General features: G+C 73.1%; 10 protein-coding genes. 6 read left to right on the top strand and 4 right to left on the bottom strand.

Annotated features, from left to right (window positions below; genetic code table 11):
* Positions 1–18: 18 nt before the first annotated feature.
* Together dapA and thyX are read right to left on the bottom strand one after the other, a co-directional pair.
* Positions 19–939 (bottom strand): 4-hydroxy-tetrahydrodipicolinate synthase, encoded by a 921-nt coding sequence (gene dapA / locus CLT71_RS32205; protein ID WP_101370417.1) that lies wholly within the window; start codon positions 937–939, stop codon positions 19–21.
* 46 nt (positions 940–985) lie between these two features.
* Positions 986–1,729, bottom strand: a complete 744-nt coding sequence (gene thyX, locus CLT71_RS32200; RefSeq protein WP_101371973.1) for an FAD-dependent thymidylate synthase — start codon at positions 1,727–1,729, stop codon at positions 986–988.
* 161 nt (positions 1,730–1,890) lie between these two features.
* Between thyX and CLT71_RS32195 the strand changes: the two genes are divergently transcribed.
* The 3 genes from CLT71_RS32195 (at position 1,891) to CLT71_RS32185 (ending at position 4,877) form a co-directional block, all read left to right on the top strand.
* Positions 1,891–2,391 (top strand): hypothetical protein, encoded by a 501-nt coding sequence (locus CLT71_RS32195; protein ID WP_101370416.1) that lies wholly within the window; start codon positions 1,891–1,893, stop codon positions 2,389–2,391.
* A gap of 71 nt (positions 2,392–2,462) precedes the next feature.
* On the top strand, positions 2,463–3,260 hold the full coding sequence (locus CLT71_RS32190) for a DUF4097 family beta strand repeat-containing protein (RefSeq protein WP_101370415.1): 798 nt from the start codon (positions 2,463–2,465) through the stop codon (positions 3,258–3,260).
* Positions 3,261–3,824: 564 nt separating this feature from the next.
* A complete protein-coding gene (locus tag CLT71_RS32185; RefSeq protein ID WP_101370414.1) occupies positions 3,825–4,877 on the top strand; it encodes a hypothetical protein in 1,053 nt (350 codons plus the stop codon).
* 87 nt (positions 4,878–4,964) lie between these two features.
* Here CLT71_RS32185 and CLT71_RS32180 read toward each other — a convergent pair whose 3' ends face one another.
* A complete protein-coding gene (locus tag CLT71_RS32180) occupies positions 4,965–5,711 on the bottom strand; it encodes a glucose 1-dehydrogenase (protein WP_101370413.1) in 747 nt (248 codons plus the stop codon).
* Positions 5,712–5,781: 70 nt separating this feature from the next.
* Here CLT71_RS32180 and CLT71_RS32175 point away from each other — a divergent pair, with 70 nt between their 5' ends.
* The 3 genes from CLT71_RS32175 to CLT71_RS32165 all read left to right on the top strand — a co-directional run bounded on the left by CLT71_RS32175 (position 5,782) and on the right by CLT71_RS32165 (position 10,758).
* Positions 5,782–6,681, top strand: a complete 900-nt coding sequence (locus CLT71_RS32175) for a LysR family transcriptional regulator (RefSeq protein ID WP_101370412.1) — start codon at positions 5,782–5,784, stop codon at positions 6,679–6,681.
* 189 nt (positions 6,682–6,870) lie between these two features.
* Complete coding sequence (locus CLT71_RS32170; protein WP_101370411.1) at positions 6,871–10,245, top strand: S8 family serine peptidase; 3,375 nt, start codon at positions 6,871–6,873, stop codon at positions 10,243–10,245.
* Between the two features lie 114 nt (positions 10,246–10,359).
* Positions 10,360–10,758 (top strand): bleomycin resistance protein, encoded by a 399-nt coding sequence (locus CLT71_RS32165; RefSeq protein WP_101371972.1) that lies wholly within the window; start codon positions 10,360–10,362, stop codon positions 10,756–10,758.
* Positions 10,759–10,797: 39 nt separating this feature from the next.
* Here CLT71_RS32165 and CLT71_RS32160 read toward each other — a convergent pair whose 3' ends face one another.
* Positions 10,798–11,493 carry a DUF2752 domain-containing protein gene (locus CLT71_RS32160; protein ID WP_101370410.1) on the bottom strand — a complete coding sequence of 232 codons (696 nt, stop codon included), beginning with the start codon at positions 11,491–11,493 and terminating at the stop codon, positions 10,798–10,800.
* Positions 11,494–11,565 lie beyond the last annotated feature (72 nt).

Here is an 11,565-nt window from a genome sequence, read left to right as displayed (position 1 = left end):
AGGTGTTCTCGACTCCCGTCATGGCAGTTCCAGCCCGGCGGCGGCGCAGTCCGCCCGCAACTGGGCCGTCTCGTCGGATGTGGCCTCGACCAGCGGTGGGCGTACCGGCCCGGCGGGCAGTCCCTGCGCGGCCAGGCCCGCCTTGACCAGGATGGCGCCCTGGGTACGGAAGATCCCGGTGAACAGGGGCAGCAGCCGCCGGTGCAGGGCCAGCGCCTCGGCGGCGGCACCCCGGTCGTACGCCTCGATCATCTGCTTGGCGAGCGCCCCGGTCAGGTGGGTCGAGGTGCCGACCAGGCCGACCGCGCCGATCGCCAGGGCGGGCAGCGTCAACGCGTCCTCGCCCGAGTAGTAGGCCAGCTCGGTGCGGCCGATCACCGTCGAGCTGGCGATCAGGTCGCCCTTGGCGTCCTTCACCGCGACGATCCGCTCGTGCTCGGCGAGCCGCAGCAGGGTCTCGGTCGCGATCGCCACCCCGCTGCGGTGCGGGATGTCGTAGAGCATCACCGGCAGTGCGGTGGCGTCGGCCACCTCGGTGAAGTGCCGGACCAGCCCGGCCTGCGGCGGTTTGTTGTAGTAGGGGGTCACCACCAGCAGCCCGTGTGCGCCGGCCTTCTCGGCGGCGCCGGCCAGCTCGACGGTGTGCCGGGTGTCGTTGGTGCCGACCCCGGCGACGATCCGGGCCCGGTCGCCCACCGTCTCGACCACCGTGCGGACCAACCGCTCCTTCTCCGCGTCCGTGGTGGTCGGCGACTCGCCGGTGGTCCCGTTCACGACAAGCGCGTCGTTGCCCTGCTCGTCCACCAGATAGGCCGCGAGCCGGGCCGCGCCGTCGAGGTCCAGCGAACCGTCAGCGGTGAACGGCGTCACCATCGCGGTGAGCAGGCGCCCGAACGGCCGGGGTGCCGCCCGTTCGGCGTTGGCAGGGTGGTGGGTCATGCGAACAACCTATCGGAATGCCGCCGCCCGGTCGGCGGGGAAGGGTTCAGGACAGCTGGGCGTACGGGCTGCTGGCGATCTCGGTACCGTCCGGCAGCGCACTGATGGTGAAGTCGCCGAAGACGTTCGGCGCGACGCGCTGGAGCTGCCGCAGGCACTCGACCGCCAACTCACGGATCTCGACGTCGGCGCCCTCGGTGGCCCGCATCGCCACGAAGTGCCGCCAGGCCCGGTAGTTGCCGGTCACCACGATCCGGGTCTCGGTGGCGTTCGGCAGGATCGCCCGCGCCGCCTGCCGGGCCTGCTTGCGACGCAGGGTCGGGTTCTCGACGTCGGCGAAGCGCCGCTCCAACCCCTCCAGCAGGTCGTTGTAGGCCCGCAGACTCGCCTCGCTCGCCTCCACGAACCGCTTGTGCAGCTCGGCGTCCTCGGCGATCACCGAGGGCTCCACCATCGCGGCTTCGCGCTCCGGCACGTACCGCTGGGAGAGCTGGGAGTAGGAGAAGTGCCGGTGCCGTACCAGCTCGTGGGTGAACGAGCGGGACACGCCGGTGAAGTAGAAGGTCACGGTCCCGTGTTCGAGCACGGAGAGGTGCTGGCTCTCCAGGATGTGCGCCAGGTAGCCGGCGTTGGTCGCGGTGGCCGGGTTGGGCTTGCGCCACGACTGGTAGCAGGCCCGGCCGGCGAACTCGGCGAGCGCCTGGCCGCCCTCCGCGTCGGTCGACCACGGCACGTCCTCCGGTGGCTCGAAATGCGTCCACGCGATGACTTTGACCTGGGGGACCACCATCTCCGGCATTCCTCGGACTCTAGTCGCCCCCGGCGTCGTCCTGACGACCCCCCGCCCGGACAGAAGTCGCCGGGGCGGGGGCGTCGGTGACGGCACATCTTGCAATCAGTGACGCCATACTGCCGGTTGTGTGTGACGTCAGATGATGTCATAGTGTCGTCATGGATCTGGCTCCCTATCTGGCCGCGCTCCGCCGCGACCTCACCACCGCTGCCGCGCCCGGCGGCCCGGAGATCAGCCGGGCGGCCGAACTGCTCGCCGGCTCGCTCGACGTCTCCGCCCGGCTCTGCCTGCTGGAGGTGCTGGTCGACGCGACCGCCGAGATCACCACCAAGCTCGACGGACCAACGGTCGAGGTGCGGCTGCGCGCCCGGGAGGCGGATCTGGTGGTGCACCGGGAGGCACCGCGACAGCCGGCAACCCTCCCGCCCGGCTCACCGCCCCCGCCGGCCGAACCAGCCGGTGACGTCACCCGGATCACCCTGCGGCTGCCGGAGGGCCTCAAGGACGCCGTGGAGCGGGCCGCCGGCGCCGAGGGGATCTCGGTGAACGCCTGGCTGGTGCGGGCGGTCACCGCCGCCGTGCCGGGAGCCGCCCCGCCGCCGACCGGCCGCACCGGCCGGGGATCCAGCCGCCGGGTCACCGGCTGGGCGCAGGCCTGACCACCCCGACGGTGCCCACCGACGGGTACCCGGCCCCGATCAGCCACCCGAGACCCACCCCTGGAGGAGCCATGCCCGAGTTTCCCCGTACCGCACCTGTCACGGTCGTCGTCGACCTGCCGTCCGGCGCGTTCGAGATGGTCGCCGAGGAGCGCGACTCGGCAGTCGTCGAGGTGCACCCGTACGACGGCAGCGCCGAGTCCCGCGAGCAGGCCGAACGTACCCAGGTCGGGCTGGACGGCGACGTGCTCTCGGTGGTCGTACCGGACCGGGCCGGTGGGCTGTTCCGGCTGCGCAGCGGCAGCGTACGCGTGCAGGTCCGGGTCCCGCTGGACAGTTCCGGCCGGATCAAGGTCGCCTCCGCCGACGTCCGCTGCCGGGGCCGCTACGCGAAACTGACCGTCGGCTCGGCCTCCGGCGACGTCGAGATCGAGCACGTCACCGGCGACGCCGACGTCGACACGGCGAGTGGTGACGTCGAGGTGTCCCGGGTGGACGGCCGGCTGGAGGTCAAGGGAGCCTCCGGTGCCCTCGTCGCCCGGCACGTCGGCGGGCCGCTGCGGGCCCGACTCGCCTCCGGAGACGTCGACATCGCCGAGGCCGGCGACGCCGTCGAGATCAAAACCGCCTCCGGTGCCGTACGCCTCGGAGCGACCCGGCGCGGCCGGGTGCGGATCGGTACCGCCTCGGGTGACGTGGGTGTCGGGGTACGTCCCGGCACCGGGGTCTGGCTCGACCTCAACACCGTCTCCGGCACCACCCGCAACCGGCTGGACCCGGGCACCGCACCCACCACCCCGGGCGGCCCCGACCTGAGCCTCGAGGTCCGGACGGTGAGCGGCGACATCGAGGTACGCCGGGCGGCCTGACCGACCTGCCGCACCACCTCCGCCGCACCACCTCCGCCCCGGCGGCCGACTCACCGGTCGCCGGGCCGGAACGCATCGGGTCGGAACACATCGGGACGCGGCGCGCCGGCTCGGGGCGCGTCAGGGCGTGGCGCGCCGGCTCGGCGGCGGTGCCGGGGCAGTGGCCGGCCGGCCCGCCCACCCCGGGTCGGACCGCTCGGCCAGGGCGGGTGGCCGGCTCGCGAACGGCGTCGGCGGATCCAGGCCCGGGCGGTCGCGGTCAGCAGGACGGTACCGAGGACCAACAACCCGGTCCTGCACAGTCGGGCGCGATGAGGCATTCTGTCATCGACCTTCCACGATCAGCGATCTTCCTGATGGTGGTCCTCCGCACCGATCCGGGCTTGCCGACCGGCCGGTACGGAGGACCACGGCTCGCCCGCCAGCCGGGAGGGCCGGCGAGGAACCGCAGGTACTCTCGCCGGCTCGTCGACTGTCGGAAAAGAGCACCGCCGCCCTACCCCCCGTGTTCCCGACAGGCTGCATCGCTGTGGCGGGAACGCCCATTCGGCAAGGACGACAGACATGCCCCCCGGACCCCCCGGCATCGACGACGGCACGATCCGCGCGCGCTGCGCCAGTCCCGAGGCGGCGGCGTACACCCTCTACGTCCGGCGCCTGCTCGACCGGCCGGAGCTGACCGGCGGGCAGGCGGAGGTCCTGCGTACCGCCGCTGCCCGTGGCCTGCTGCCGGCCCGGTTCAACCGGCAGACGCTCTCCGAGCACCTCTCCGGGCGGTACCGGCACGGGCCACCGTGGACCACCACCGACATGATCATCCGGTGCCTGCCGGAAAACGCACCCCGGGACCGCATCCGGGCCGAGGCCGCCACCCTGCACCGGGCCGCCATCCGACAGGCCGCCGTCCGACAGGCCGTCCAGACGCCGGGTCCGGGTCGGAGCGGTTCCGACAACCGGGGTCCGGACAGCCGCACCGGTCAGGACAACTCCGCCGGCCGTCACCCGCTGCGCGACCAGCCGGGCGGGTGGACGGTACGCCGACCGAACGCCGCGGGAGGCGTCCGACCCGGCACGCCGCAGCGCGGGCGTACCCCGAACAGCGCACCGATCGCCGACGCCCGGCCGGACGCCAACCAGCCCCGCGGCCAGTACGAGCGCGGTGCCGGCCGGGGCTGGCCCGGGTACGACATCACCGTCGACATCGCGGACCTGCGGGCCGACTGCGCCCGGCTGACGGTACAGGTGCTACTGCTGGGGGAGCACGGCACCGACCCGGAGCGCATCGCCGAGCTGTCGGCGGCGCTGCAACGGCGGCAGGACAGCCCGCTCGGGCAACTCTCCCGGCACATCGATCCGGGCGCGGCACTGGCGCACCGGGCGCTGGCCGGCTACCTCTGTGCGTACGCCGAACTCGGCCGCAGCACGGTCACCGAGTTGGCCGTCCGGACCGGGCGGAACGCGGCCGTCGTGGCCGAGATCCTCGCCGCCCGGCGGATGCCCACCGAGGCCGAGTTGCGCGACCTCGGTGCCGTGCTCGGCGTGGACCCAGTGGTCCTCTGGCAGCTCGCCGCCCAGGCGAGGGCCCTCCGGACCGGGGTGCCGGAGAGCCGCCAGTAGCGGCGACGCCAGCGATCACGATCGGGAGGCGACGCCAGCCCTCGCCGACGCCGATCACGCCCCGGTGCCGCGCTCGACCGCCGGTCGTCAGGCCGTGAGTCCACCGTCGAGGGCGATGGTCACGCCGTTCAGATAGTCGGCGCCGGGCCCGGCCAGGAAGAGCGTCGCCGCCGCCACGTCGGCCGCGGTGCCGAGCCGGCGGGCTGGAATCGTCGGCAGGACGTGCGCCTCGACGTCCACCGCCGCCTGCACCGGGAACGACATCGGCCCGTCCGCCACGATGCCCGGGTTGACGCCGTTGACCCGGAGGCCCTGCGGCCCGTACTCGATCGCCCAGGTGCGGGTCAGGTTGTCCAGGGCCGCCTTCGAGGAGTTGTAGATCGAGGAACCGGCCCAGCTCCTCGTCGTACCGATGGAACTGATGTTGACGATCCGGCCGCCGCCTTCGCTCAGCAGGTGCGGCAGCGCGGCCTTTGTCAGGAAGTACGTCGCCTTGTAGTTGAGCCCGACCACCTGGTCGAACTCCTCCTCGGTGCTCTCGTGGGTCAGGCCAGCCGTGTACGCCGCGGCGTTGTTCACCAGGATGTCCAACCTGCCGAACCGGTCGACTGTGGACCGGAGCACCTCGCCGTGGCTCTCCAGCCGGGTCAGGTCGGCCGGTACGAAGAGTCCGTCCTCCAGTTCCGCCGCCACCGCCGTACCCAGTTCGGTGCGGCGGCCGACAACCGCCACGGCGGCACCCGCCCCGGCGAGTACCCGGGCGATGGCCGCGCCGATCCCGCCGGTGCCGCCGGTCACCAACGCCACCCTGCCGCTCAGTTCGCGATCACTCATGCCTCGACGCTAGGAGCGGCCCTTCATCGCGGTCAAAGACTGAGTTCGCATGAGTTGATAACGTCAGCGCATGAACTTCGAGCTGCGCCAGCTGGCGGCGTTCGTCGCGGTCGCCGAGGAGCTGCACTTCGGCCGGGCCGCCGCCCGGTTGCACATCGCGCAGCCAGCGCTCTCCCAGCAGATCCTCCGGCTGGAGGCCGCACTCGGGGCGGACCTGCTGGTCCGGCAGCGCCGCCGGACGGCGCTCAGCGAGGCCGGTCGACTCTTTCTGGTCGAGGCCCGCCGGACCCTGGACCAGGCCCGGGTGGCACAGACGGTGGCCGAACGCGCCCAGCGCGGCGAGTTGGGCCGGCTGCGGATCGGCTACACCCCCACCGCCTCGTCCCAGCCGTTCCTCCAGATCCTCGGCGGTTTCCAGCGGGGGGTTCCCGAGGTCGACCTCAGCCTCGCGGAGTTGCCGATCGGCTCGATCGCCGATCCGCTGCGCGAGGACGTCGTCGACGTCGCCTTCGTGGTGACCCTCGGCGAGTTCGACTGCGCCTGGCTGGGTGACGACATCGCACTCCGGCAGCTCTCCCGGGAGCCGTTCCTGGCGGCGGTTCCGGCCGACCACCGGCTGGCCGGCAAGCCGGAGATCGACCTCGTCGACCTGGCGACGGAATCCTTCGCCTTCCTGGCCCGCGACCTCTGTCCACGTTGGTACGACATGGTGCTGGAGGTCTGCCGGCAGGGCGGCTTCACTCCCCGGGTGGTGCACGAGGCCGGTGGCGTCGGCACCCAGTTGACCCTGGTGGCCGCCGGCGTCGGTGTCGCCCTGGTGCAGGAGTCCGCCCGGCTCCTGCGTGGCGACGGGATCGCCTACCTGCCGATCCGCCAGTCGGTGCCGCAGGTCAGTTCCGGAGTCGCCTGGCGGGCCGACGATCCGTCCCCGACGCTGCGCCGGTTCCGTACCGCGCTCACCGCCGGCTGATCGACGCTCCACCCGACGGTTCCGGCGACACGCTCCGCTCGGCGTGCCCCGCTCGGCACACCCCGCTCGGCACGCCCTGCTCGGCGCCGCATCTCAATCTATGGACGTCTATGTTGCCGCCTCTCCGCCGATGTGCTTCGGTCGGTGTACAGGAGTGCCGGTATGACCGGTATCCAGGGGAGGCACACCATGAATCCAGTTAAAAGGCTTACGTACGGAGTAACGGGTCTCGCCCTGCTGCTCGCGTTCGCCGTACCGGGACCGTCGGCGGAAACGGCCGCGATGGCGGGACCGCCGGGCCTCGCCGGATACGCCGTACCTGCCGAAGCGTCCACCCCGCCCGGTGCCCCCGGACCCGACCCGGCGGCCGGTACCGGTGCCCGGACGGTCAGCCTGGTCACCGGGGACAGGGTCACCGTCACCACCGACCTCAGGGCCAGCGTGGAGCCGGGACCCGGCCGGGTCGGCATCGAGTTCCTGACCCGCAGGGTCGCCGACCGGCTGCACGTGATCCCGACCGACGCCCTCGCCCTGCTCCGCAGCGGCCGGCTGGACGAACGGCTCTTCGACGTCACCGCCCTGCTGGAGTTCGGCTACGACCGTCGCGGAGACCTCCCGCTGCTGGTGACGTACACCGGTGCCGACGCCCGGGTGCAGGGAGGGCGCGCGCTGGTCGGGGCCGGCGCGCGACTGGTCCGCGACCTGCCCCCGGTCGCCGGGCAGGCCGTCGCGGTGGACCGGGTCGGGCTGGCCCGCTTCTGGACCGACCTGACCGGGACGGACCCGGACCGGCGCGGCATCGCCGCGACAGTGCGTACCGTCTGGCTCGACGGCCAGCGCCGGCCCGCCCTCGCCGAGAGCGTCCCCCAGGTCGGCGCGCCGGTCGCCTGGGCCGCCGGCTTCGACGGCACCGGGGTCACCGTCGGGGTGCTGGACACCGGGATCGACGAGACCCACCCCGACCTCGCCGGACAGGTGGTCGGAGCGCGCAACTTCACCGACGGCGCCGAGGACGACCGGGACATCGCCGGACACGGCACACACGTCGCCTCCACGGTGGCCGGTACCGGTGCGGCCCGATTCAAGGGCGTCGCTCCCGGTGCCCGGCTGCTGGACGGCAAGGTCTGCGCGACCAACGGCTGCCCCGAGTCGGCGATCATCGCCGGGATGCAGTGGGCGGCCGAGTCGGGCGCCCGGGTGGTCAACATGAGCCTGACCGGCGTGGACAGTCCGGTGGTGGACCCGATCGAGCAGGCCCTCGGGGAGTTGACCGAGGAGCACGACACGCTCTTCGTCGTCGCGGCCGGCAACATCCCGGGCACCAGTACCATCGGCTCGCCGGCCACCGCCGACGCGGCGTTGGCGGTCGGCGCGGTGAGCAAGTCCGACGACCTGGCCGGCTTCTCCAGCCAGGGACCCCGGCTCGGCGACGGCGCCATCAAGCCCGACCTGACCGCGCCCGGCCTGGACATCGTTGCCGCCCGCAGCGGCGACTCCGGGGTGGACATCCCGGTGGGCAGTGGGATCAGCATGTCCGGCACATCGATGGCCACCCCGCACGTCGCCGGGGCCGCCGCGATCCTGGCGCAGCGCCAGCCGGACCTGCCGGCGGCCACCCTGAAGGCCGCGCTGATGGCCACCGCCCGACCCCACCCCGAACTCAGCGTCTTCGCCCAGGGCGCCGGGCGGCTGGACATCGCCCGGGCACTCGACCAGCGGATCACCGCCGACCCGCCGAGCCTGAGCTTCGGCCGGCAGTCCTGGCCGCACGACGACGACACCCCGGTCCGGCGTACGGTCAGCTACCACAACGCCGGCAGCGCGGCGGTGACCCTGCAACTCGGGGTACGGGCCGCCGCACCCGACGGGACCGCCGTGCCGACCGGGATGTTCTCGGTGACCCCGACCAGCGTCACCGTGCCGGCCGGTGGCACCGCCGAGGCGACCGTCACCGCCGACACGGCCGGCAGCGGCGGCCCGCTGGGGCAGCTCACCGGTCACCTCACCGCGACCGTGGCCGGTGGCGGGAGCGTACCCACCCCGTTGGCGGTCGACCGCGAGGTGGAGAGCTACGACGTCAAGGTCTCGCACCTCGGCCAGGCCGGCGAGCCGACCACCGGCTACCTGACCATGCTGGCCGGGCTGGACAGCGCGCACGCGATCTCGATGCCGGTCACCGAGGACGGCACGGCCACCCTCCGGGTGCCGAAGGGGCGCTACTCGGCGCTCACCGCGATCACCAGCCCGCTCGACGGCGTCTACCTGACCAGCGTCGTCGCCCAACCCGAGCTGGACGTCAGCGGCGACCGGTCGGTCGTCCTCGACGCCCGGCTCGGTCGGCCGCTCTCGGTCACCGTGCCGAACAGTGGGGCCCGGCAGGTCTTCGCCGAACTGGCCACCAGCGTGCTGGCCGCCGGCCGCACCGTCGAGGTCGGCACCCTCGGCAGCACCTTCGAGCGGCTGCGCAGCGGCCGGGTCGGGCCGGACCGGGCGGTCGACGGCTTCGTCTCCCGGACCACCGCCACCTTCGCCCCGGCGGACGCGGCGGACCACTCGTACGCGTACCTGCTCTGCTGGCTCAGCGAGGGGCGGATGGGCAGCGGCTTCACCCGAGCGGTGACCGCCGCCGACCTGGCGACCGTCCGGGCCGACCACGGTCACGAGTCCACCGGCAGCAGTGGCCGGAAACTCGCCTGGGCGGTGCTGCCGGAGTCGGTGATGGGCGGGTTCGCGCACGCGATGACGTTCCCGCTGCCGTCGACCCGGACCGAGTACTACAACACCGACGGCCGGACCCAGTGGTTCCGGTCGGTCGACGAGACGACCGGCTCCGGGACGGAACAGGCGTACCTGACCAGCCTGGTGGCGCCACCGGTGGCGTACCGGGCCGGGCAGTCGTACCAGGAGCAGTGGAGTCGCGGGGTCTTCGGGCCGACGGTGGCGGCACCGCCGTACGAGCACCAGTGGGTGACCCGGCGCGGCGACACCCTCACCGTGCAGGCCCCGCTCTACGGCGACGGCGTCGGCCGGGCCGGCTTCTCGTCGATCGCCACCGGCCGGATCACGCTGGAACGCGACGGGAAGGTACTGGCCGGATTCGACGGCGTGCACGGGACGATCGAGCTGCCACCGGAGACCGGCGACTACCGGCTGACGATGACTGCGGAACGGGGCGGGCCGGCGACGCTCTCCACCCGGGTCAGCGTCACCTGGACCTTCCGCTCCGGACACGTCGACGGGGAGTCGCCGGCCCGGTTGCCGATCTCCACGGTGCGCTTCTCGCCCCGGGTCGACAACGACAACAGCACGCCTGCCGGGCAGACCGGCACCATCCCGGTGACCGTGACGGCGCAGCCCGAGTCGGGAGCCGGTGCCAACGAGAGCCTGACCGTGGAGGTGTCGTACGACGACGGGGTCAGCTGGGCTCCGGCGGAGGTGACAGCGGGACAGGCGGTACTGCGGCACCCGGCCGAGCCGGGGTACGTCTCGCTGCGGGCCAGCGCCACCGACACCGCCGGGAACACGGTGACCCAGACGGTGATCCGGGCGTACAAGATCGGCTGATGGATGTGGTTAGCGGTGATGTCGGCCCGGCGAGGTACGGTCCCGAACGTCACAGCCGGCAGGCACGCACGTCACAGCCGGCAGGCAGGCAGCGTTGACGAGGTGGAGGAGCGGATGGCCGAGGAAGTCACGTTCGACCGGATCGCCCCGGTGGTGCCGGTACGCGACCTGGACTCCGCGCTGGACCGCTACCGACGGCTGGGCTTCGCCGTCCGGGCGTACGACGGCGGCGAGCGGTACGGCTTCGTCGAGCGCGGTACGGTCTCGCTGCACCTCACGGAGTGGGCCGAGTACGACCCCGCCCGGACGGCGTCGGCGGTCTACCTCTACGTCTCCGACGCCGACGCGTTGCGGGCGAGCTGGGCCCAGTCGGGGGTCGAGGGGCGGCTGGGCGAGGTGCGGGAGACCCCCTACGGCCTGCGCGAGTTCGCCTTCGTCGACCCGGACGGCACACTGCACCGGGTCGGCTCCCCGAGCCGCGCCCAGTCCCAGGGCCAGGCCCCTCAGCCGTAGCCGCCGAAGCCAAGGCTGCCGAAGCCGTAGCCGGCCGAATCAGACATAGAAGATGTCGAACGGTGCCCAGGGCAGGTTGCGCAGCACCGAGAAGACTCCCCAGGCGGCGAGGAAGATGCCGATCGTCTTCGGGGTGATCTCCAACTGTGGCAGTCGCCAGCCGAAGATCTGTCGCCCGGCCCAGGCGACGTAGAGGTAGAGCAGGAACGGCAGGGCGAAGACGAAGAGCAGGTGGTGCCGGGCCGCCGCCGGCAGGTCGCCGTGCAGGACGTACCAGAGCGCGCGGGTGCCGCCGCAGCCCGGGCAGTCCAGCCCGGTGGTGAGCTTGAGGATGCAGGAGGGTGCCGCGTCGGGGGCGCTGCGGGTCGGGTCGGCGATGAGGGTGTAGCCGACCGCTCCCGCGATGCAGCCGAGCGCCGCCACCGGGGCGAGCCAGCGGGGCGCCCACGCCTGGAAACGGTTCACCCACCGGGTGAGCCGGTCGGGCTCGGGATACTGGTAGGGCGGTACCGGATAGCCGGGATAGCCCGGATAGGACCCTGCCGCTTCGGCCGGCCAGCCGGTGGCACCCGCCGGAGGCGAGGCGTCGGCACCCAGCACTCCGGTGGCACCAGCCGGAGGCGAGGCGTCGGCACCCAGCACTGTCGAGCCGGTGGCGGCAGGCGCCGAGGCCGAGGTGGCGTCGCCCGGCGCCGGGTCGGGCCCGCCGGACCGGTTCTCGTCAACGCTCGTCATCCCGCCCTCACCCGTCCGACTCGACTCTCCGGCAACCGTCCGACAAACTGCCCCGCCCTCCCTGGCGCTGCC

The sequence above is a fragment of the Plantactinospora sp. CNZ320 genome, from assembly GCF_002846275.1.
This window is presented reverse-complemented; position numbering and strand designations above follow the sequence as displayed.